This is a genomic window from Psychrosphaera saromensis, from assembly GCF_002954545.1.
GTDB classification, from domain to species: domain Bacteria; phylum Pseudomonadota; class Gammaproteobacteria; order Enterobacterales; family Alteromonadaceae; genus Psychrosphaera; species Psychrosphaera saromensis.
Map to the genome: position 1 here is coordinate 1,995,578 of NZ_MSCH01000003.1, position 23,499 is coordinate 2,019,076.

The window sequence follows — 23,499 nt, forward strand, 5'->3', positions numbered from 1 at the left end:
ATAACTAATTTACCTCACTGGAGGATGCTTTGGATAAGAACATGAAAATTCTAGTTGTTGATGACTTTTCTACAATGAGAAGAATCATTAAGAACTTACTTCGTGACCTTGGTTTTACCAATGTACAGGAAGCTGACGACGGCAGTACCGCATTGCCGATGTTACAAAATGGACATTTTGATTTTGTAGTAACCGATTGGAATATGCCGGGAATGCAAGGTATTGATCTACTTCGTGAAATTCGAAAAGACGATAACTTAAAGCATATGCCAGTAATGATGGTAACTGCAGAAGCTAAAAAGGAACAAATTGTTGCCGCCGCCCAAGCTGGTGTTAATGGCTACATTGTAAAACCTTTTACAGCTGCTACCCTTAAAGGCAAGTTAGAAAAAATCTTCGAACGTCTAGAGTAATCTTATTTAGGAGTTAAATATGTCGAAAGAGACAACTCCGCAGATCAGTCTAGAAGAGGCTAAAGCGCTTGTTATTGCGCTTGAATCTGGTGATGACCAATCTGCCAATGAAATTCTTATGTCTGCAGCAAGCCCTGAGAATAAAGCATTATTTGCTGAAGTCGGAAAGTTAACGCGTCAATTACATGATTCATTATCTAACTTTCAACTTGATCCTAAAATAGCTAACCTTGCGAGTGATGATATTCCAGACGCAAAAGAAAGGTTAAGTTATGTCATGGATTTGACGGAGAAAGCGGCTAACAAAACAATGGATGCTGTTGATTCAAGCTTACCTTTAGCTGATAAAATTAACACTAGCTTGACTGAGCTAAAACCTGAATGGGATAAACTCATGCAGCGTGAAATTCAGTTAGGTGAATTCAAAACTCTTTGTTACAGCATAAATGACTTTATGGAAGGTGCTGGTAAAGACGCAGCACAAATCCATACTCATATGACAGAAATAATGATGGCCCAAGATTTCCAAGATTTAACCGGGCAAGTTATAAAAAGAGTTATAGAGTTAGTTAAAGATGTAGAAGATAGTTTAATACATTTACTTACTGTTTTTGGTGAGCCAAGTACTAATGTTTCGAATGAGTTAAATAATACTCATGAGAAAGACCAATCGGTCGATAACAATGGTGTTGAGGGTCCAATCATAGATGCAGAGAATCGTGAAGATGCGGTTTCAAATCAAGATGAAGTGGACGACTTGTTGTCAAGTTTAGGCTTTTAGATTAAGGGAGCGGCCGCATGGCTTTGGATGTTGATCAAGAGATATTACAAGATTTCTTAATTGAAGCAGCAGAAATATTAGAATTATTATCTGAAGAGTTAGTTGAACTGGAAAACGATCCAGAAAATGCTGACTTATTAAATTCAATTTTCCGTGGTTTCCACACCGTAAAAGGTGGAGCGGGATTTCTTGCGTTAACAAATTTGGTCGATGCCTGTCATGGTGCCGAGAATGTCTTTGATATTTTAAGGACAGGTAAACGTAAAGTAACAGCTGAATTAATGGATGTTATTTTACAATCTCTTGACACTGTCAATGAGATGTTTGCCCAAGTTCAAGCTGGTGAAGATCCAGAGCCAGCCGATCCTGAATTACTTCATGCACTTCACCGTTACTGCTCACCTGAATCTGAAGATGAAGCGTCAGCAGCAGCACCGACTAGTGCAGCTCCACCTACATCTGGTGATATCGATGGTATATCAGAAGATGAGTTTGAAGCCTTATTAGATGAGCTTCATTCTACTCCAGGTAAATCTGCACCACCTGAAAGTGCAGCACCTGCTAAACCAACAGGAACGCCTGACTTTGGTGCTGGTGATGATATTTCTGATGATGACTTTGAAGCATTGTTAGATGAACTTCACGGTAAAGGCTCATTTAAAATTGAAGGTAAAGCGGAAGAAAAGCCGTCTGAACCTGCTTCACGTCCGCCTCCAAATTTTGGTGGTGATGAAATTAGCGATGATGAATTTGAGTCTTTATTAGACGAGCTTCATGGCAAAGGTTCTTCACCAACCAAAGCAGAAAAACCAAAATCTACACCAGTTAAAAAAGAACCTGAAGCTGCGGCACCTGCTGCCAAGCCTGCTCCTGCACCTAAAAAGGCAGAACCTGCAGCACCAGCTCCAGTTAAAGCTCCACCGAAAGAAAAAGCAGTGCCTCAGGCCGAAACAACGGTACGTGTTGACACTAAACGTTTAGATGAAATCATGAATATGGTCGGCGAGTTAGTGCTTGTTCGTAACCGTCTAGTCAGTTTAGGTGTGAATTTAGGCTCTGATGAAGAAATGACTAAAGCCATTTCTAACTTAGATGTGGTGACTGGTGATTTACAAGGTGCGGTGATGAAAACCCGCATGCAACCAATCAAAAAAGTGTTTGGTCGTTTCCCTCGAGTTGTACGCGACTTGTCTCGAACGCTAAATAAAGAAATAACGTTAGAATTGGTTGGTGAAGAAACCGATTTAGATAAAAACTTAGTAGAGGCGTTAGCCGATCCATTAGTGCATTTAGTTAGGAACTCCGTTGATCATGGTATTGAGATGCCAGATGAACGTGAAAGTGCTGGCAAACCAAGAATGGGAATGGTTCGACTATCAGCTTCACAGCAAGGTGATCATATACTTTTAACCATCGAAGATGATGGTAAAGGAATGGACCCTGAAAAATTAAAACAAATAGCAATTGATAAAGGTGTATTAGACGTAGATTCAGCCGCAAGATTGTCTGATACTGAAGCCTTTAACTTAATTTTTGCTCCAGGATTTTCGACTAAAGCTGAGATTTCAGAAATATCTGGTCGAGGCGTTGGCATGGATGTAGTTAAAACTAAAATCATCCAACTAAATGGTTCTGTTGAAATCCAGTCTGAATTAGGCAAAGGCACAACATTACAAATTAAAGTGCCATTGACGTTAGCTATTTTACCTACCTTAATGGTTGTTGTTGCTGATCTTGTATTTGCACTGCCACTATCAACGGTTAATGAAATAATTCATTTAGATTTAACCAAAACTAATATTATTGATGGTCAACAGACTGTCACGGTTAGAGAAAGAGCCATTCCTTTATTTTATTTAGAAGATTGGTTAATCAAAAATCCAAAAGCAGAATCAAAACGTTCAGAAGGACATGTTGTAGTTATCCAAATAGGTACGCAACAAGTTGGTTTTGTTGTTGATTCATTGATTGGACAAGAAGAAGTGGTTATTAAACCATTAGACGCTATGTTACAAGGTACTCCTGGCATGGCTGGCGCAACAATTACATCTGATGGTGGCATTGCGTTAATCTTCGATGTTCCAAACTTACTAAATCATTACGCTCGTCGTTCTAACTTAAGGCTTAAATAATAATATCAAATGGTTATGAAAGTATTGATAGTAGACGACTCTGCATTTTTTAGACGCAGAGTCGCAGAGATATTAAATGCACATCCTGATTTACAGGTTGTGGGCGATGCTGTTAACGGGAAGGATGCGGTAGAGAAAACTAAATTATTAAGACCTGATGTCGTTACTATGGATATAGAGATGCCTGTCATGGATGGCATCACTTCAGTCCGTCATATAATGAATGAGTGTCCAACACCTATTATTATGTTTTCATCATTAACGCATGATGGGGCTAAAGCGACGTTAGATGCACTGGAAGCTGGTGCATTAGACTTTTTGCCTAAAAAGTTTGAAGACATAGCAAAAGATAAAAAAGAAGGCACTAAAGTTCTACAAGACAGAGTTTGTGCGTTGGGACGACGTTCTAGCATGATGAGACGTTCATCAGCACCAAAACCTGCATCTTTAGATACTTCGACTTCACCAAAACCAGAGACGCCAAAATCGGCAGCGGCTAGTTTATCTAGAACGTCATCTGTAAGAAATGCACAAGCTACAGAATCAAGTTCAGTAAATCGTCCAACGATTAGCCGTTCTAGTGTGGCAAGAAAGTCTTCTGGGAAAAGTTATAAATTATTGGCCATTGGTACCTCAACAGGAGGCCCAGTCGCATTACAAAAAGTATTAACAGGATTCCCTAGTAACTTTAAGTTACCTATTATACTCGTGCAGCATATGCCTGCTGCGTTTACACCTGCTTTTGCTTTAAGACTTAATTCATTATGTAAAATTTCAGTTAAAGAAGCTGAGCATGGTGATGTATTAAAACCTGGAGTAGCTTACTTAGCTCCTGGTGGTAAACAAATGTTGATAGAAGGACGTGGAGCCAACGCGACAATTAAAATACTTGAAGATGACTCTGCCAGAATGACATACAAACCAAGTGTTGATCTGTCTTTTGGTAGTGCCGCAAAAGTATATGGTGGCGATGTTTTAGGTATTATTTTAACAGGAATGGGAGCCGACGGACGTGAAGGCTCTAGAATGTTAAAACAACGTGGTGCCAAAATTTGGGCGCAGGATGAACAAAGTTGTGTTGTCTATGGTATGCCTCAAGCGGTTACTGTTGCAGGTATTTCAGAAGAAAATATAGCATTAGAAGAAATGACTTCATCTATCTTAAAAGAGTTGAATTATGGATAAGCTTGCATTATCCGGCATTATTATCGCACTAGCGGCGGTATTTGGCGGGTATGCGGTTGAAGGTGGCGGTGTTTCTGCTCTGTTTCAACTACCTGCATTTATCATTGTATTTGGCGGCACTTTAGGTGCTGTCATGTTACAAACCCCAAAAGCTGACTTCTACCATAGCATTACTCTATTTCCTCTGATTTGGAAATCTCCCACATACGACTTTAATCTGTATAAACTTAAACTTTGTAAATGGGCTGATATAGCTCGTCAAAAAGGTTTTTTAGCTTTAGAACATCAAGTGCATATTGAAAATGACCCTTTTGTCAAAAAAGCGTTAATGATGTTGATTGATGGTGTTGATAATGATGTGCTCAGAGATTCATTAGAGCTAGAAGCTCAGTTAGAAAGTGAACATAAAAATAGAGCTGCCAATGTATACGAATCGTTTGGCGGTTTTAGTCCAACCATTGGCATCATAGGTGCAGTATTAGGCTTAATCCAAGCGATGGCTAATATAGATGACCCATCGGCTTTAGGACAAGGCATAGCCACTGCATTTGTCGCTACTATTTATGGTGTAGGCAGTGCAAACCTAATATTTATCCCATTTGGTGAAAAAATAAAGGCGCACATAGATGAAGAGCTGTTATACCGAGAAATGATCATCTTAGGGATCATGAGTACCGCTAACGGTGAAAATCCACAGAATATCTCTAGAAAATTAGAAGCATATCAACGAGAGTTTGTATAAGAGTTGTTAATTTATGAGTCGATTAAGACGCGTTAGTGAACTGAATAAACATCCAAGTCAAACACGATGGATGGTTTCTTATGCCGATTATATGACGCTCATGTTTGCTTTATTCGTCGTGCTATATGCAAAGGCAATTGTTAAAGAAGACTCATTTAATGTTTTATCAGAGTCATTTGGTAAAGTGTTCCATATTAGTGGCGATAAAGGCAAAGGCACAACAGGTGATGGTTTATTAACAAATCAAACCTATCAAGCCGAGTTGCTCGATGGTAATAATTTGTTACCAGAGAAAGGACCTGAATTAACACGTGAAAATTTATCTATATCTGAATCGTTAGATAAGAAAGTTGGTAAGCCGCTACAAGCGCTTAAACATGAAATGCAAACTGCATTGCTACAACTTACTGAGAATGGCTTAGCAAAATTTGAATTAGATGATGATTGGCTTACTATTGAGTTAAACTCAGGAATGCTTTTTCCTTCAGGTAGTGCAAGCGCCAGTCCGGCAGCTTCCATTATTTTAAGTCAGATTGCTAAAGTACTTTCTAGCGGAGATAACCTAATTGAAATAAGGGGTTACACGGATAGTTTAGCAATAAATAATGAAATATTTTCGTCAAACTGGCAATTATCGGCTGCACGAGCGGCGTCAGTAACTAATTTATTAGAAAAGTTCGGTATTGCTCAGCAACGATTAGGTATTAAAGCCAACGGCTCAAATAATCCAATTGCCAGTAATGAAACGGTCGATGGTCGAGCCAAAAATAGACGAGTGGTTATTGCTTTGTCTAGGTACGCCTTTGAGTCTAACGAACTGTCAGATAACAAAGCTAAGTTACAACAAGAATTAACAGATAAAGTGACAGAAATGGCATCTGACGAAGATGAGATCCAAGTAATTAAATTACCTCATGGTGGTTTAAGGATCACAACACGAAAAGATCAGAAGCGCTTGCAAGACAACCAAAACCAGTAGGTGGATAAGTTGAAGATCTGGACAATAGCAAACCAAAAAGGCGGTGTCGGGAAAACTACAACCGTAGTTACCTTAGGTGCTATTTTGGCTTTACAGGGGCATAAGGTATTAATGCTTGATACCGACCCTCATGCATCGTTAACTTATTACTTTGGTATTGACTCTGAAGAGCTTCAGCATGGAGTTTATGACGTATTTACTCAATCAGACAGTATGACTGAAGCTGATTGGAAAAAATGTGTTTGGGAAACGCCAGTAGAAAACCTAAGTATTTTACCAGCCACAATGGCGATGGCCACATTAGATGGTGTTTTAAGTAAAAAATCAGGTATGGGCTTAATTGTTAAAAAAGCATTGGCAAAATTTGCTAGTGAGTATGATTACGTCCTGATTGATTGTCCGCCAGTATTAGGTGTGTTAATGGTCAATGCTTTGGCCGCTTGCGATAAAGTATTAATACCGGTACAAACTGAGTGTATGGCGCTAAAAGGCTTAGAACGTATGTATCGTACTATGGAGCTAATGAATACATCACAAACCAAGTCGTATGATATTTGTGTTATTCCTACTATGTATGACAAAAGAACTACGGCATCTATTGCAGCTTACCGAGAGTTACGAGAAACTTACGGCGATAAGGTATGGGAAGGTGTTATTCCTATCGATACCAAATTTAGAACGGCAAGTATGGAAAAATTACCATTGCCTGTCTATGCAAAAGGGGCGCGTGGAACCTTTGCATACTCAGAATTATTGAAAAAATTAAAATCAGAGTGATAGTTGATGTTCGCAAGTGAAAAAATAATGTTGGACTATTTAGGCCAACTATTAAATGAAGAAGATGAAGCGGACTATGCAGTTGGTTCAAGTACAGACTCGACCCAACAAAAGCAAGAATTGAATAAAGTAGAGCCAAGTTACAGTCAGCAAAAAGAAGAATTAGTTCCTATAAAAACGCATTCTCAATTAAGACCAATAACCTCTACAGTGACTAAGTTCAAAGAGTATAAAGAGGAGCCTGAGACAAGGTTGCCTGAACCAAATTCGGTTGAAAAGTTATTACAACAAGTCGACGCTAAACAAGAACTGCAAAAAAATGTTAAAGAAGATACAAAAACTGTCGATTTAGTAGTTACTGAAGTAAAAGTTGAAAGCAAAATAGAGCCCGTTATTGAAAAGCAACCAGAAGTTGCCGCTCAAGAAGTGTTTCCAGATAAACCGTTTCAAGCGTTATTTTTTGAAGTTGCCGGTCTGGTACTTGCTGTTCCATTGCAGGAATTAGGCGGTATTCATAATTTAACTGAGATAAATAGCTTATTTGGTAAACCTAAATGGTTCAAAGGCGTCATGTTAAACCGTGAGAAAAAACTAAATGTAGTTGATTCTGCATTATGGGTTATGCCTGAGAAGTTTGATGCAGAAAAAGCATCATCAATAGATTACAAATACCTAATAACCTTAGGTGATAGTGATTGGGGACTAACCGCTGAAAGGTTAGTTGAAACCGAAATGGTTCACCCTGATTCAGTAAAATGGCGTAATGGGCAAGGAAAAAGACCTTGGTTATTAGGTACTATTAAAGAAAAAATGTGTGCTTTGTTGCATGTAAGCGATTTAATTGCCATGCTTGAACAAGGTGTCAATGCTAGACAAGAATAGTAGGTTTTTAATTAGGAGTTGCTCAGATGAGTGAAGAAAGAGCCCCAGTAAATCATGTAGCCGATGGCAATGATGAAGTATTGCAATGGGTAACGTTTAAGCTAGAGGAAGAAACCTACGGTATAAACGTTATGCAAGTACAAGAAGTATTACGTTACAGCGAGATTGCTCCTGTTCCGGGTGCACCAGATTATGTATTAGGTATTATTAACCTACGTGGTAATGTTGTCACGGTTATTGATACTCGTGCACGATTCGGTTTAATGCCTGGTGATGTAAGTGATAACTCACGTATCGTTATTATCGAATCAGAAAAGCAAGTTATTGGCATAATGGTTGATAGCGTAGCGGAAGTGGTTTATTTAAAATCATCTGAAATTGATAGTGCACCAAATGTTGGTACTGAAGAAAGTGCTAAATTTATTCAAGGTGTTAGTCATCGTAGTGGTGAATTATTAATTTTAGTAGACTTAAATAAATTAATGTCTGATGATGAGTGGGATGAAATATCCGATTTATAATAATCAGATTTTATCGAATGAGGCAGCGTTAGCTGCCTTTTTTAATTAATGTAATTTATTCTATGGTTTTAACATGTACTGGCCTGCAATTAACAGCATCATAATCTTATGTCTTACCGTGATTTGTATTTTAGCATTTAACCAAATTTCACGAAGATTGGCAGATAAACAAACTAACTTAGATTTATTAAAAGTAAAGATTGATGCTCTTAATGAACAAGTGTCGGTTTATGAAAATATTACTAATAGACAGCAGCAACAAATCTCAGAGTTAAGTCGAAATTTAACAACCTGTTTTTCACCTTTGGAAAACTTAGAGAAGCGAATTGAAGAAGTTGCCAGCGTGGTTCAGCTTGTACAATCTGAGATCAATTCTGAATCTACTGAACAAAAGTTATATGGCCGTGCCAAAAAAATGATTGAGATGGGGGCTGATATAAATGAGCTTGTTGCTGAATGTGAAATACCTAGGGCAGAAGCCGAACTTTTAATATCACTGTATAAATCCCAGTAAATTAATGACATAACAAACCTCATATTTATCCGCAATACATATTCACTTAATAAACCATTAAGCTTCTCGCTTAAATACCCCCCTTTATATAGTCAGATAAAAAACTAACTACTTCCTTTGGCACGTTTAGTGCAATCCCAAAACAATAGTAATAATCATGTCGAAATATTGACAGGGGACACCAATGGACAAGTTGTTATATGTATCCATGTCTGGGGCTAAGCAAAACCTAGTTGGCATATCAATGAATGCTAATAATTTGGCTAATGCTCGCACCGTCGGATTTAGATCTGACTTCGAGCAACAACGTTCAATGCAAGCGTTCGGGGAAGGGCATCCTACTCGAGTTTTTGCAATGGAAGAGCGCCCCGGTTCAAAAATGGACAATGGTTCAATCTCTACTACTGGCCGTGATTTAGATATCGCTGTCACAGGTCATGGTTGGTTAGCGGTACAAGACGATCAAGGTGAAGAAGCTTATACCCGCGAAGGTAATTTGCAAATTAACCAGGATGGCATGCTAACAACAGCCAAAGGGACGCCTATTTTAGGCGAAGGCGGCCCAATTATAATCCCTTTACCAATAGAAAAAATTGAAATAGGACCTGACGGAACTATAACCGTGAGACCTCAAGGTGCTCCGGCTAATTTTCTAGAAGTGGTTGACCGTATCAAATTAATAGAACCACCATCAGATGGAGCCTTAACTAAAGGTAATGATGGTCTTTTCCGTTCTAAAGAAGCAATTTTATCAAATGAGCTATGTGGTTTCTGTGAAGCGTCACCAAATGTGCGAATCGTCAGTGGAGCTCTAGAAATGAGTAACGTAAATCCAGTTGATGAAATGGTGCAAATGATATCGCATCAACGTCAGTATGAACTACAAGTGAAAATGATGGCTAAGGCTGAAGAAATAGATAAAACCCAAGAACAATTATTACGAGTTGTATAAAAATTAATTAACTAGGAGGCGACTATGCATCCGGCATTGTGGATAAGTAAAACGGGTTTAGATGCCCAACAAACAGATATTGCTGTTATTTCAAATAACTTAGCGAATGCGAGTACGGTCGGTTTTAAGAAAAGCCGAGCTATATTCGAAGACCTGTTATACCAAAATATTAACCAACCTGGTGGACGTTCTTCTCAAGATACTGAGATGCCAAATGGTTTAATGCTAGGTGCTGGTACAAAAGTCGTTGCCACCCAGAAAAACTTTTCTCAAGGTAACATGACTACCACGGACAATAGCCTAGATTTCATGATCCAAGGTGACGGGTTTTTCGAAATCCAGCGTCCCGATGGCACTATTGCATACAGTCGAAACGGCCAGTTCTCTATTGATGAAAACGGACGTTTAGTGACATCAGGTGCTGGTTTCCCATTACAGCCTGAGGTCAATATCCCTGAAGATGCACAATCGGTAACCATCTCTCAAGAAGGTGAGATATCAGTTCAAATTGCAGGTCAAGGTGAAGGCGTTGTTATTGGTCAGTTAACCATTTCAGACTTTATTAATCCATCTGGTTTAGAACCTATTGGTCAAAACTTATATACCGAAACAGGTGTAAGTGGTGCGCCAAATCAGGGTAATCCAGGTGTAAATGGTTTAGGTCTTATTGTTCAGGGTGCGTTAGAAACATCTAATGTAAACGTGACTGAAGAGTTAGTTAACATGATTGAAAGCCAACGAGTTTACGAAATGAACTCCAAGGTTATTTCAACGGTTGACGAAATGCTTAGCTTTATCACTCAGCAGCTTTAATTGAGTAAGGTAATGATCATGGATAAATTTTTTCAACAATTAAATCTTAGTTCGGCTAACAAGTTTGGCCGTTTTATAACGGCCGTCTCTATGTCAGCTATTTTATCCGCTTGTGCGGTGAATCATGACGTTGAAAAAGAAGACCCGTTTTTTGCACCAATCATGCCTGAAATACCGACAGAAGATGTTGTTTCAACAGGCAGCTTATATCACACCGGTTGGTCAAATGGTTTGTATTCTGACACTAAAGCAAGACGTGTTGGAGATATTATTACCGTATTGTTAATGGAAAATACGCAAGCCTCAAAAACAGCAAAAACTGAAACGAGTAAAGAAACGGATGCTAGTTTATCGCCATTGGTTGGCTTAAACGGTTTAGCGCCGACTATCGGTGGCAATACCCTGCAACTAGGCATTGAGTCCGACGGTAGCTTTAAAGGTGATGCTAAATCAAATCAAAGCAATAGTTTAGATGGCGAAATTACGGTGCATGTTTTAAGAGTGTTACCAAACGGAAACTTGATAATCCGTGGCGAAAAGTGGTTAACACTTAATACCGGACAAGAGTTCATAAGACTTACCGGCATAGTTAGGTCTGAAGATATTGCATCAGACAACACTGTGGAATCGACACGAGTAGCGAATGCTCGTATTTCTTACAGTGGTAAAGGCTCACTAGCTGAAACTCAGGAAACAGGATGGTTATCTGGTTTCTTTATGAGTTCAATGTGGCCGTTTTAGGAATATGAAATGAAAAAAATAATATTAATTTTATGTTCAATAACACTGATTTTTTCACCAATAGCACAATCGGTTCGTATTAAAGATGTGGCTATGGTGCAAGGGATCCGCTCTAACCAATTAGTTGGTTATGGTTTAGTTGTTGGCTTGCCTGGAACGGGGGAGTCGACTCGTTATACCGAGCAAAGCTTTAAAGCCATGCTAGCAAACTTTGGCATTCAATTAGAAAGCGGTTTAAAACCGAAAATCAAGAACGTTGCTGCGGTTGTGGTACATGCTGAGTTACCCGCATTTTCCAAACCAGGGCAAACCATCGATATTACCGTGTCATCAGTAGGTAGTGCGGGAAGTTTACGTGGTGGCACTTTATTACAGACTTTCTTAAAAGGTGCTGATGGCAATGTCTACGCAATTGGACAAGGTTCATTGGTTGTCGGCGGCTTAGGTGTTGAAGGCTTAGATGGTTCTCAGGTTGTAATTAATACACCAACCGTTGGCCGAATCCCCAATGGGGCGTCGGTAGAACGAAGTGTTCCTACTCCGTTTGGTAACGGTGATTACATAACATTTAACTTAAATGAGCCAGACTTTACTTCTGCAAAAAGATTATCGGATACGATAAATAACTTGTTAGGTGCAAATACGGCAAATGCAATGGATGCTGCGTCAATAAGAGTATTAGCGCCGCGGGATATATCGCAACGAGTCTCATATTTGTCCGAACTAGAAAACCTAGAATTTCAACCAGCTGACACTTCAGCCAAGATCATAGTTAACTCTCGTACTGGCACCATAGTAATAGGTAAAAATGTACGGTTAAGGGCTGCGGCAATAACCCATGGCAACTTAACGGTAACCATTGCCGAGAATCAACAAGTTGATCAACCAGAACCATTAACTAATGGTGAAACGGTTGTCACCAATCAAACCATTATTGATGTTGCTCGAGATGACACTAGAGCGTTTGTTTTTGACCCAGGTGTGAGTTTGGATGATCTTGTCCGAGCAATCAATCAGGTTGGAGCAGCTCCAGGGGATTTAATGGCAATTTTAGAAGCTTTAAAACAAGTGGGTGCTATTGACGGTCAATTGATTGTTATTTAACACCTATAAATAGTAATAAATAACTAGAAACAAAAGGGGAATAGTTATGAATTTTGCAAACACACTGGTTACAAACGTAACAGCGAACCAAGATACTAATATGGCCGTTTTAGCCATGTTAGAAATGGATGTTAATCAAGCAGTGCAATATCATGTTTATGAAGTTGCATTTGGCGATAAGATGATATTTTGTTGTCTATCTGGTGGTGTAATTGAAGATAATCAAATTCAATTCACTCCAATTGGTTTAGGTGCTTTTGAAGCAATGACAAATATTAAAACAGAAGTTGAGTTTGAATATTTTGCTGATGAAATCAATAAATCAAATGGTAATATTTCTGATCAAATTGAAGAAATATTCACACGTGTTCCAAACAACGCTCGTGTATGTCTAATTGGAGACATTACTGGCGAATTAAAAGATGAGCTAAGCAAATATTTTAAATTGCTTCACTAATCTAGTGTGATCCCTTCTGATGAAGTTGTCTAATATAGGCAACTTTCATCAGTGGAGTTCATTTGTCACTCCTACTGCGTAATAGTTATAAATCCCATCTAAAAAATTATCTCTAATAAATTCAACATATTAAAATATTGGCTTAGTTTTTGATATATACCCATTAACGATTATTGGGAAGTCAAAAGTTTGTCAAATGAGTAAAATCGGCAATATAAATAACCATCTTGATCTAACTGGATTGCAGGAGTTAAAAGCTCAGGCGACAAAAGATCCTGAAAGTAAAGAAGCGCTAAAAAAAGCGGCGGCTCACTTTGAATCTATCTTTATTGGCATGATGTTAAAATCGATGCGTAAAGCCAATGAGGGATTTGAGCAAGACAACCCTATGAACTCAAATACCACTAAGTTCTTCCGTGATATGTATGACCAACAGCTTTCCACTGACATGGCCGTAAATGGCAGCATGGGGCTTGCTGATATTATTGTTAAACAGCTCAGCAATGACACTGATAATTATAAAGCGGCAAGCACGTTAAGAAATGATGGCGGCATGAGTCGACAAGCTTTTTATAATGACGAAAAACCTCAAGACACGGTAATCCCAAGTAATTCTATAATTAATCCAATCGCTAAACCAACAACTCAGTCAAACTCTATACTGGGTGACTTTAATAGCGTCATAGATAAAAGCTTTTCAGCTATTGGTGCCGAGAAACCAACTGCCGCCGATGCAAATCTTGCTAATTCTCAACAAAAACTACAGAAAGCCGTGGTTAACTTTGATTCACCAGACGAATTTGTTGGCTCTTTATGGCAATTTGCCAAAAAAGCGGCGGCTAAAATCGGTGTTAATCCTGCGGTTATTATTGCCCAGTCTGCACTTGAAACTGGTTGGGGACAGCACATCATTAAAGATAAAGATGGCGAGTCTAGCTTTAACCTTTTCAATGTTAAAGCACACCGAGACTGGGATGGGGAAAAAGCGGCACAGTCAACACTAGAATTTGAAAAAGGCATTGCGGTTAGAAAAACAGAACCATTTAGGGTCTATAGCAACTTCTCTGAAGCATTTGATGATTTTGTGAACTTCTTGAAGAGTAACTCTAGATACGACGAAGCATTAGATAATACCGCTAAGCCGGAACAATTTTTGCAAGAACTACAAAAAGCAGGGTATGCCACGGATCCAAATTATGCAGATAAAATCATTGGTATATTAAATAGCAGCACATTTAAAGATGTTGTTGGCAAAGTTACTCAGTCAAAAAACAATATGGTAGGGGAATAATATGTCTAGTGGGATGTTAAATTCAGGTATAACTGGATTAGCTGCTGCGCAATATCGTTTATCGATTGCCAGTAATAATATTTCCAATGTCGATACTGAGGGATACAGCCGTCAACGAGTTGAGACTGTCTCCACAGTAGGTACTGCATTTAAAACTACCTTACAAGGTAACGGTACCGCAATTTCTGCGATTGAAAGAATTTTTAATGAATACAACTTTGAAGAAGTTTTATTCAATTCATCACAATATGAATATAGTAATACCAGTCTGATTAACTCCTCAAGAATAGATAGCTTATTAGCCGATGCAGATACGGGCATAACCGTAACGTTTGCCTCCATGCTCGATGGCATTAATGGGATAGTAGAAGAGCCAACGCTAATATCGGCTCGTAACGTGTTAATTTCTCAAGCAGAAACTTTGGGTAACCGATTTAACAGTCTATACGAAGAAGTTGCTATTCAGCAGCTTGGTGGGATTAATGATCAGATTGAAACGTCTGTCGCACAAATTAATATGATCACCGAAGAACTTGCTGTTTTAAATTCGAAAATACAAGTTGAAACCGCAACCTCCCCAAATGGCTTTCTACCAAATGATTTATTAGATAAGCGCGATTTATTGCTAAAGGACTTAAGTGAAATAGTTCAAGTTAATGTTGTGGATGTAGGTGACGGTACGGTTAATGTAAGTATAGGTACAGGGGTTACTCTCGTTACTAATGATACTTCTATTCCTTTATCAACCGTACCAAATGAATACGACCCTCAATTAATAGAAATTGGAATATCTGTTAACACGGGTGTCGCAAACAAATCAATCATCACTAATAATTTAGTTGGAGGCTCACTAACTGGGTTAATTGATACTCGAGATAATGTAGTCATACCAACCATTAATGAGTTGGGGAAATTATCGATAGCAATGGCTGATGTGTTTAATAGACAGCAAAGTCTAGGCCGAGACCTAAATGGTGATGCTGGTGAGAATATATTTCTAGATATTAACGACGGTCAAGATGTATTGGAAAGAACGTTAAACTCCTCTAAGAATACAAATGTCTCTACCTTTGAAATATATATCCGTAATACCGAACAACTCTCATCTGAAGAATTTGAGATGGAATATGACGGTACTAATTTAGACGTATTTGATCAAGATGGAAATTTAGTTCAACAGTTTGATGCGACTGATATTGCCGCCATGTCTGCCGGCCAACAATTAATTGTTGGTGATACGGGTATTGCGATGGCTATTGATACAAACAATTTGACTGCGGGTGATTCATTTAAAGTTAGGCCAACGTACTTTGGTGCTAATAACATTGAAGGTATTCTTACCGACCCAGATAAAGTCGCTGTAGCTGATAATCCTTTAGCAATTACCGATGCGAACAATACTAATAACGTTAGTTTTAATTTATATGAAATAACGGGTAATTCAACTACGGTTCCAGGACCGTTACCTGATGACTCCATAAGTATTGAAATAGACGCAACGGGTACAAGTTATCAAGTTTTTGACTCTGCTGGCGCTTTAATTAGTGGTCCATTAGATATAACAGACGATCAAATTATTGATGATCCTGTCACAGGCTTTCGATTTGAACTTGAAGGCACGTTAGCAGGTGGAGAAATCTTTACTATTACTCATGCGGATAACCCAGGTATAGATGAAACTAAAGCATTTGGTCCTGGCGATAACACCAATATCTTAGCTATGTTGTCACTGCAATCTGAAAGAGTTATGGATGGCGGCACAAACAGTTTCTCAGAGTCCTATGCAGAATTAATTACGATTATTGGTGTTGAGACAAGCAGTAGACAAATCTCAACCGACTCATTTAGTACCTTATTATCTAGTTCCGAGCAACGTTTAGCTGGAGTAAGTGGTGTTAATCTCGATGAGGAAGCCGCAAGCTTAATTGAATATCAGCAATCTTACGCAGCCTCGGCCCGTATAATTACGGTAGCTAGAGAAATATTTGACACATTACTTGCAGCTGCAGGGTAAGGATAAGTAGATGACTAGAATCGCAACTGCTAACTCTTTCGCTAGAAGTTTGGCACAACTACAATTAAGACAAAGTAATTTAGACCGTGCTCAAACCGAATTAGCAACGGGTAAACAAATAATTTTACCATCAGATGATCCTACGGGTGCCAACACTATTATACGCTTAAGTAATGAACTTGAGGTTTCTAGTCGCTATATAGACTCGCAAGAGGCCGCAGAACGTTTTAATTTAACCAGTGAAACAGCGGTTGCTAGCATGACAGATGTTATTTGGAAAATTGAAGAGTTAATGCTGGAATCTATTAACGGTACCATGGATGCAAGTAGTTTAGATGCAATTGGAGAAGAGTTAGAACAACGATTGCAACAATTTGATGCGCTTGCCAATACAAAAAATGCCAATGGCGATTATGTATTTTCAGGATTCCAAACAAGTACGCAAACGTATGAAACGGATGAATTTGGTTATCGTCAATATCAAGGCGATGATGGTCAGCGAGAAGTTCTTATAGCAGCAGGTTTTCAGGTTAAAATAAATGACCCTGCTAGTTTATTCCTAGAGAATGCACCTTCTGAACACTCTACATTTATACCCACGGCTAATCCCGCTAATGTTTCAGACTCATCCATTTCTGTAGGTTTAGTTACACGCCCTGCGGAATTTGAAAACTCGACTCATTTAACGCCTTATACTGTTAACTTTATTGCAGGTGCGGGCGCAGGACAAATTCGAGTTGAAGTTTTAGATAGTGGTGGCACACCTGTGCCTATTGAGCCAAATAAAGGTGATTTTTTAGATATTACCCCTGGTGATAAAGTACAATTTAATGGTATTGAATTTTCAACACTAGATAATCCAGTACCTGTTGTTGGTGATTCATTTGAATTTGAAACATCTTCTGACACAACTGTAATGTGGGTAATGCAACAAGCTGTTGATGTTATGGCATACAACAGTACTAATTATAATGCGGCATCCAATGCCGCTAATCCTTCTACGGCAACCATTACCGGCGGTAATATCGTTAATCCTTCAGAGGAACATGAGTTTGATGATTATACGGTAAATATTTTGGCCGGTGGTCTGTATGAAGTGTACGACAGTGCTGGTTCATTGGTCGAAGGACCAAGTGATTATACGGCAGATAATGAAATTAGTTTTAGAGGTATTGAATTTGAAATCGGCGGAACGCCGGCTGCAGGTGATACTTTTCATGTAGATAGACCTGACTCTCAACTTAGAGCTGAGTTAATAGGCTCACTGTTGACAGAATTAAAAGCTGGGTTCACAAACGTAGATAGTACACGTTCATTAATGGGTGCTCGTTTAAATGCTGTGGAACTTGAAATGGATGCGCAATATCGTTTTCAAGAAATAACCACAGGTGCATTAGCAAATGTTGAAGAAATTGATGTGTATGAAGCTGTTTCTAATTTAGAAATGTCAACTACTGGGTTAACCGCTTCACAACAGAGCTTTGCTAAAGTGCAGGGTTTGTCTTTATTTAATTATATATAATCAAACATCTCTATACTAAGTAGAGTTTTGTTGTAAATACAGAACTCTACTTTCAACACTGGCGTCAATTTGCCGCCGCACCTCCCTTTATTGCCGATAAAATATACGTCCTAAAATTATAGTTTTTCATTATTACATAAGGTCATAGCACACCCCCACACTTGCGGTTGCACTCTAAACCCCTTTAAAACATTAGTTTTTATTCAAGATGTTAAGTTTTTTTAATTAGAAAAGTATTTGACTATTAAGTTGGCACGCAAGATGCAATTCGTTTACTGGAGAAAGAACTTTAGCTTTATTTGCTAAGAATGTTCTAAGGAGAAAACAATGGCACTATTTGTAAATACTAACGTTGCGTCAATTAACGGGCAACGTAACTTAATGGGCTCAACAAGCGCCCTTGAAACTTCAATGACTCGACTAGCGTCTGGTCTTAGAATTAACAGCGCAAAAGATGATGCAGCTGGTCTGCAAATTTCTAATCGACTTACATCTCAGATCAATGGTCTTGGTGTGGCTATGCGAAATGCTAATGATGGCATTTCTATGGCTCAGACTGCTGAAGGCGCGATGCAAGAATCGACAAATATCTTACAGCGTATGCGTGATTTATCTATCCAATCGGCGAATGCTACAAACTCAACGGTAGATAGAAAGTCACTGCAAGAAGAAATGACTCAACTTAATAATGAGTTAGACCGAATTGCCAATACAACGACATTCGGTGGACAAAAATTACTAGATGGTTCGTTTGGTGTTCAACAATTCCAAGTTGGCTCGCAAGCAAACGAAACTATAGCAATATCTATAAATTCAGCACAAATTGATGACTTAGGTAGTGCGCGTTACAGCATGGGTGGGACAAATCTTGCCACATCTGCTGCGACCTCTTTAGGTTCAGCTGTTGCTGCCAATAGCCACCCGCTGGCAAATGCGTCAGAGATGTTAACGATAGACGGTATCAATACCGGCCAGGTTACTCTTGCTCAAGATGACTCTGCAGCAGATATATCGTCAAAAATTAATTCGATATTTAACACTACAGGTGTTAATGCGGATGCAAAAACTGCATTACGCTTGAGTGACTTCGACCTTGCAGCTGCTGGAGATGGTATTAGTTTTAGTTTATCAAATGGCGGCACAACCGAAACCATATCATTTACGGCTACTGGTGTAGTAGAAGACGATATGCAAATTATGGTCAATAAAGTAAATGAAAATGCAGCCTCATTAGGCATAGGTGCAGTTTATGATGCCGCAACTAATGCTGTTATTTTGACATCAGAAGCGGGTGACAATATTGGCATTACTGAGTGGGCTGATTCTGGTGGTGCTGATGCAAAAATCACCATTCAAGGTCGTTCGTATGCAGATGACCAAGATGTTGGCGCTCCTGTCACTCTAGATGTGGCCGCTGGTGATTTGGAAGTTACAGTAATGGGTCAGGTACAAATGGACAGTACCATTCTGTTTAATGTTAACTCAAACACAGCGAACAGTGATTTAACTGGTTTAGTTGCAGCTAATGAACTAGCTCAAGCGGTAGAGATATCTATAGACACTATTGATATTACAACGGCTATCGGTGCACAAGATGCCATCGCTATCATTGACGGTGCATTAAGTAAAATTGATAAAAACAGAGCGTCATTGGGTGCAGTTCAAAATCGCTTGGAATCAACAGTTAATAACTTAGCTAACATTGTTGAAAATTCATCCGGTGCAAGGGCTCGTATTCGTGACACTGACTTTGCTGCAGAAACAGCAGAATTGACTCGTAATCAGATCCTTCAACAGGCTGGTACTTCAATTTTGGCTCAAGCAAATCAATTACCACAATCTGCGTTGTCGCTTCTCCAACAATAACGCAAAGGCGGAAACGCCAAAAATTAATATTGTTTTCTCAAATGAAAGCCCTGTTTATACAGGGCTTTTTTGTTATTAAACCGTAAACACGTTGCCGTGTTTGACGGAAAGTTGCCGTTGTTTAATTTACGCAATAGTAACCGAGTGAATTAATAAAAAAAACCTCTTCCAATTTAATTTACAAATCATTAACCTTTTGTTTTTAAAGGGATTAGCCTTCATATTTCTAGTTGTATCTGTTATGGCACATTACTTGTATCAGTGTTAGGTAAGCGAATTAAAGTACTGCCTGGACCTTTTAAGAGTCAGTGCTCGATTTCATGATTTTAGAAATCATACCAAACAGGAGAGTGTGATGGCGTTATTTGTAAATACTAACGTTGCGTCAATTAATGGCCAACGTAATTTAATGGGGTCTTCAAACGACCTTGCAACTTCAATGGAACGTTTGGCTTCTGGTCTTCGCATAAATAGTGCAAAAGATGATGCAGCAGGTTTGCAAATTTCCAATCGTCTAACTTCACAAATCAACGGTTTGACTGTTGCAATAAGAAATGCCAATGATGGTATTTCCATGGCACAAACCGCTGAGGGTGCATTACAAGAGTCAACTAACATACTACAACGTATGCGAGATTTATCTATTCAGGCTGCCAATGCAACCAACTCAACAATAGACCGTAATGCGATCCAAGAAGAGGTTGTTCAGTTAAAATCTGAATTAAACCGTATCGCTGACACTACAACGTTTGGTGGTTCAAAATTAATAGACGGTACATTCGGTAATCAACAATTCCAGGTTGGTGCTCAAGCTAATGAAACCATAGGTGTATCTTTCAATTCAGCGCAAACAGATGACTTAGGTGGCGCTCGATTATCACTCAATGGTACTCAAATGGGGGCAACTTCAGGAGCTCAAGCTAACGCAGCAGATTCTATTACCGGACTCGATCTAGGTACTGCATCTGAAAACTTATTAATTGACGGTGTTAATTCAGCAACCGTAGCTATTGGCCAGTCGGATAGCGCCGCAGCAATGGCCGCAAAAATAAATACCGTATTTAATACTACCGGTGTAAAAGCAGACGCTAGGACTACCACTGTATTAGAAGATTTTCAGAACTTTGATGCCGGCGACAGTATTAGTTTTGATTTTTCCAATGGCGATGAAACTAAAGCATCAACGGCAAGCACGGTAATTTCGTTTACATCAACAGGTGTAGTAACGGATGATATGCAAATATTAGTAAATAAAATTAATGAAGTGGCGTCAAAAACTGGTATAGGTGCAACGTTTAACTCTACTGGAGATACTACCGGAAGCGGACCTGCTGTAAGTTTACTTTCAGAATCTGGGACGGATATTATCATTTCAGGTTTTACAGATGATGATGGTTCAGCGTCAGGTAATGGTGCTACATTTGATGTAATAGGTAGAGATTATAATGATAATAATTTTATTCCTCCGGCTGCAACGCTCGATTCTACCAATGTTAATGCTGACTCTATCGCTGTTCGTGGTCAAATTCAATTAGATAGTACAGTTGCATTTGGTATGACGAGTGAGTTGAGTGATGCAATTCTATCGTCTGGAACCGTAGCGAGTCGTGCTGCTGAAATTTCGATAGATACGATTGATTTAACATCAGTAGAGGGCGCTCAATCTGCAATTAGTTTAATTGATGGTGCGTTAGCTAAAATAGACCGTAACCGTGCGTCATTAGGTGCGGTTCAAAACAGATTAGAGTCTACAATTAATAACTTGTCATCTGTTTCTGAAAGTACTTCTGCAGCTCGTTCAAGGATCCGAGATACGGATTTTGCGGCAGAAACTGCCGAGTTAACTCGTAATCAAATTCTACAACAAGCTGGTACAACAATACTTGCACAGGCTAACCAATTGCCACAAGCCGCATTAAGCCTACTAGGTGGCTAATAGATTAAATAAAAATAGTTAATCTATTGCTTGAGAGGTGGCAGTAAAAATCCGCCTCTCGGCAATTTTTTGTAAAAAAAGTGAAATTTAATTAAAGGAGTAAAATAAAACGCCGATACACCTAGTAACTGAAGAATAATTCAACTGCAAATTGCGGACTAGGGGAATAACATGGCTTTAACAGTAAATTCAAATCCATCATCGATAAATGCTCAAAATAAACTATCTGGCTCTTCTAGTGGTTTATCAACATCAATGCAACGTTTAGCTTCAGGCTTACGTATCAATAGTGCAAAAGATGACGCTGCTGGTCTGCAAATTTCAAATCGATTAACTTCACAAATCAATGGCTTGAACGTTGCTGTTCGAAATGCCAACGATGGTACTTCAATGGCTCAAACGGCTGAGGGTGCATTACAAGAATCAACGACTATCCTACAGCGTATGCGTGACTTGTCTGTTCAATCAGCGAATGCCACGAATACAACGGTTGATAGAAAAGCCCTAAACGAAGAAGTAACTCAGCTTAAAGCTGAATTAAACAGAATCGCAGATACAACGACATTCGGTGGCCAACAACTATTAGATGGTACGTTTGGTAACCAACAATTCCAAGTAGGTGCTGATGCAAACCAAACAATTGGTTTATCAATCAACTCAGCACAAACGGATGATTTAGGTAGTGCACGTGCTAACTTAGATGCGGGTACATTAATGGGTGTGTCTACAGCAGGGGCTGCTGATGCCACTGCCGCTGAAGCATTACTTAATACAACATTAGCTGATACCATGACTATCTCTGGTGTAAACGAAGCAACGGTTCAGTTTAGTAATGATGATAGCTCAGCTGAAATGGCGGCTAAAATCAATGCTGAATTTAACACTACAGGTGTAAAAGCCGATGCTAAAACAACAGCAATGATCACAGCGTTTGTTGGTGGTGAAGTTGATGCTGCTAACGGTACAGCGGATAACGTAAGTTTTACCTTGAGTAATGGCACATCTTCAGAAATTATTTCGTTTACCTCATCAGGTGATGCGAATGACGATATGCAAACGATGATCGCAAAGATCAATGAGAAAGCGTCTGTAACAGGTATCGGTGCATCATATAGCTCAGAAGCACTTGCTGGTACAGCGGGTATCGTATTAACTTCTGAATCGGGTGATAATATAATTATTTCTGATTTAACAGATGACGATGCATCAGCTGCTGGTACTGCCACCTCATTTAATGTAACGGGTGCTGATTATGACGGTACAGCAGATGCGACAAGTAATGCAGTAACATCTGGTGGTACTGCCGACTCGGTAGCGGTTCGTGGTTCAATTCAGCTTGATAGTACTTTATCTTTCTCGTCACAATCATCGTCGGCTGAGACTGGTATTGGTGTAGAAACACGTTCATCAGAGATAAGTATTGATACGCTTGACTTAACCTCAGCGCAAGGGTCACAAGATGCGATTGCGGTAATAGATGGCGCGTTAGCGAAGATTGACAAAAACCGTTCAGTTTTAGGTGCGACGCAAAACCGTTTGGAATCGACAGTGAACAACTTAAGTTCAATTGTTGAGAACTCATCGGCAGCGCGTTCACGAATTCGTGATACAGACTTTACGGTTGAGACAGCTGAGTTGACTAAGAATCAAATCTTACAACAAGCAGGTACATCAATTTTAGCGCAAGCTAACCAATTACCTCAAGCAGCGTTAAGCTTATTAGGTTAATAAGCGATAAATTAATAGCCTAGTAAATACTAGGTGCTATTAATACAAAGTGAATTGTTATAAATAAAACCACTGTCATTGTTAATGACGGTGGTTTTTTAGTTTAATCAGCTGTATACAGTTCCAGACTCGAGAAGTTAACAACTCAA

At 39.1% G+C, this 23,499-nt stretch carries 21 protein-coding genes and 1 pseudogene; all 22 read left to right on the forward strand.

Features of this window, described 5'->3' with window-relative positions; genetic code table 11:
• The first annotated feature begins 29 nt into the window (after positions 1-29).
• The 22 genes and pseudogenes from cheY to BTO11_RS16675 all read left to right on the forward strand — a co-directional run bounded on the left by cheY (position 30) and on the right by BTO11_RS16675 (position 23,350).
• Entirely contained in the window at positions 30-413 is a 384-nt protein-coding gene (gene cheY / locus BTO11_RS08960; RefSeq protein WP_105052285.1) for a chemotaxis response regulator CheY, read from the forward strand.
• Positions 414-432: 19 nt separating this feature from the next.
• Positions 433-1,194, forward strand: coding sequence for a protein phosphatase CheZ (locus BTO11_RS08965; RefSeq protein ID WP_105052286.1), 762 nt, complete (start codon positions 433-435; stop codon positions 1,192-1,194).
• A 17-nt stretch (positions 1,195-1,211) separates the two neighbouring features.
• Complete coding sequence (locus BTO11_RS08970; RefSeq protein WP_105052287.1) at positions 1,212-3,326, forward strand: chemotaxis protein CheA; 2,115 nt, start codon at positions 1,212-1,214, stop codon at positions 3,324-3,326.
• Positions 3,327-3,335: 9 nt separating this feature from the next.
• Complete coding sequence (locus BTO11_RS08975) at positions 3,336-4,511, forward strand: protein-glutamate methylesterase/protein-glutamine glutaminase (RefSeq protein ID WP_105052288.1); 1,176 nt, start codon at positions 3,336-3,338, stop codon at positions 4,509-4,511.
• The gene (locus tag BTO11_RS08980) at positions 4,504-5,253 is read left to right on the forward strand and encodes a flagellar motor protein (RefSeq protein ID WP_105052289.1); all 750 of its coding nucleotides are present in this window, start codon (positions 4,504-4,506) and stop codon (positions 5,251-5,253) included. Before BTO11_RS08975 ends, BTO11_RS08980 begins: the two co-directional genes overlap by 8 nt.
• A 13-nt stretch (positions 5,254-5,266) precedes the next feature.
• A complete protein-coding gene (locus BTO11_RS08985) occupies positions 5,267-6,232 on the forward strand; it encodes an OmpA family protein (protein WP_105052290.1) in 966 nt (321 codons plus the stop codon).
• A 9-nt stretch (positions 6,233-6,241) separates the two neighbouring features.
• On the forward strand, positions 6,242-7,009 hold the full coding sequence (locus BTO11_RS08990; protein ID WP_105052291.1) for a ParA family protein: 768 nt from the start codon (positions 6,242-6,244) through the stop codon (positions 7,007-7,009).
• Between the two features lie 27 nt (positions 7,010-7,036).
• The gene (locus BTO11_RS08995; RefSeq protein WP_105053717.1) at positions 7,037-7,891 is read left to right on the forward strand and encodes a chemotaxis protein CheW; all 855 of its coding nucleotides are present in this window, start codon (positions 7,037-7,039) and stop codon (positions 7,889-7,891) included.
• Positions 7,892-7,917: 26 nt separating this feature from the next.
• Positions 7,918-8,412, forward strand: coding sequence for a chemotaxis protein CheW (locus tag BTO11_RS09000; RefSeq protein WP_105052292.1), 495 nt, complete (start codon positions 7,918-7,920; stop codon positions 8,410-8,412).
• 73 nt (positions 8,413-8,485) lie between these two features.
• Entirely contained in the window at positions 8,486-8,926 is a 441-nt protein-coding gene (locus BTO11_RS09005) for a DUF2802 domain-containing protein (protein ID WP_105052293.1), read from the forward strand.
• 184 nt (positions 8,927-9,110) lie between these two features.
• Positions 9,111-9,878 (forward strand): flagellar basal-body rod protein FlgF, encoded by a 768-nt coding sequence (flgF, locus tag BTO11_RS09010; RefSeq protein ID WP_105052294.1) that lies wholly within the window; start codon positions 9,111-9,113, stop codon positions 9,876-9,878.
• Between the two features lie 24 nt (positions 9,879-9,902).
• Positions 9,903-10,691, forward strand: coding sequence for a flagellar basal-body rod protein FlgG (gene flgG, locus BTO11_RS09015; RefSeq protein ID WP_105052295.1), 789 nt, complete (start codon positions 9,903-9,905; stop codon positions 10,689-10,691).
• A gap of 18 nt (positions 10,692-10,709) precedes the next feature.
• Entirely contained in the window at positions 10,710-11,432 is a 723-nt protein-coding gene (gene flgH, locus BTO11_RS09020) for a flagellar basal body L-ring protein FlgH (RefSeq protein WP_105052296.1), read from the forward strand.
• A 9-nt stretch (positions 11,433-11,441) separates the two neighbouring features.
• Positions 11,442-12,536, forward strand: coding sequence for a flagellar basal body P-ring protein FlgI (locus BTO11_RS09025; protein ID WP_105052297.1), 1,095 nt, complete (start codon positions 11,442-11,444; stop codon positions 12,534-12,536).
• 46 nt (positions 12,537-12,582) lie between these two features.
• Positions 12,583-12,993, forward strand: a complete 411-nt coding sequence (locus BTO11_RS09030; protein ID WP_105052298.1) for a hypothetical protein — start codon at positions 12,583-12,585, stop codon at positions 12,991-12,993.
• 196 nt (positions 12,994-13,189) lie between these two features.
• Positions 13,190-14,284: a flagellar assembly peptidoglycan hydrolase FlgJ gene (gene flgJ, locus BTO11_RS09035; RefSeq protein ID WP_105052299.1), complete on the forward strand. Its 1,095-nt coding sequence runs from the start codon at positions 13,190-13,192 to the stop codon at positions 14,282-14,284.
• Position 14,285: 1 nt separating this feature from the next.
• Positions 14,286-16,298: a flagellar hook-associated protein FlgK gene (gene flgK, locus BTO11_RS09040; RefSeq protein ID WP_105052300.1), complete on the forward strand. Its 2,013-nt coding sequence runs from the start codon at positions 14,286-14,288 to the stop codon at positions 16,296-16,298.
• A 10-nt stretch (positions 16,299-16,308) separates the two neighbouring features.
• Complete coding sequence (gene flgL, locus BTO11_RS09045) at positions 16,309-17,820, forward strand: flagellar hook-associated protein FlgL (protein WP_105052301.1); 1,512 nt, start codon at positions 16,309-16,311, stop codon at positions 17,818-17,820.
• A gap of 327 nt (positions 17,821-18,147) precedes the next feature.
• On the forward strand, positions 18,148-19,686 hold the full coding sequence (locus tag BTO11_RS09050; RefSeq protein ID WP_105052302.1) for a flagellin: 1,539 nt from the start codon (positions 18,148-18,150) through the stop codon (positions 19,684-19,686).
• 409 nt (positions 19,687-20,095) lie between these two features.
• A pseudogene (locus BTO11_RS16700) lies at positions 20,096-20,404 on the forward strand (flagellin N-terminal helical domain-containing protein); the annotation flags it as partial.
• 837 nt (positions 20,405-21,241) lie between these two features.
• On the forward strand, positions 21,242-21,622 hold the full coding sequence (locus BTO11_RS16705; protein WP_425319646.1) for a flagellin: 381 nt from the start codon (positions 21,242-21,244) through the stop codon (positions 21,620-21,622).
• A 171-nt stretch (positions 21,623-21,793) separates the two neighbouring features.
• On the forward strand, positions 21,794-23,350 hold the full coding sequence (locus BTO11_RS16675) for a flagellin N-terminal helical domain-containing protein (protein ID WP_105052304.1): 1,557 nt from the start codon (positions 21,794-21,796) through the stop codon (positions 23,348-23,350).
• Positions 23,351-23,499 lie beyond the last annotated feature (149 nt).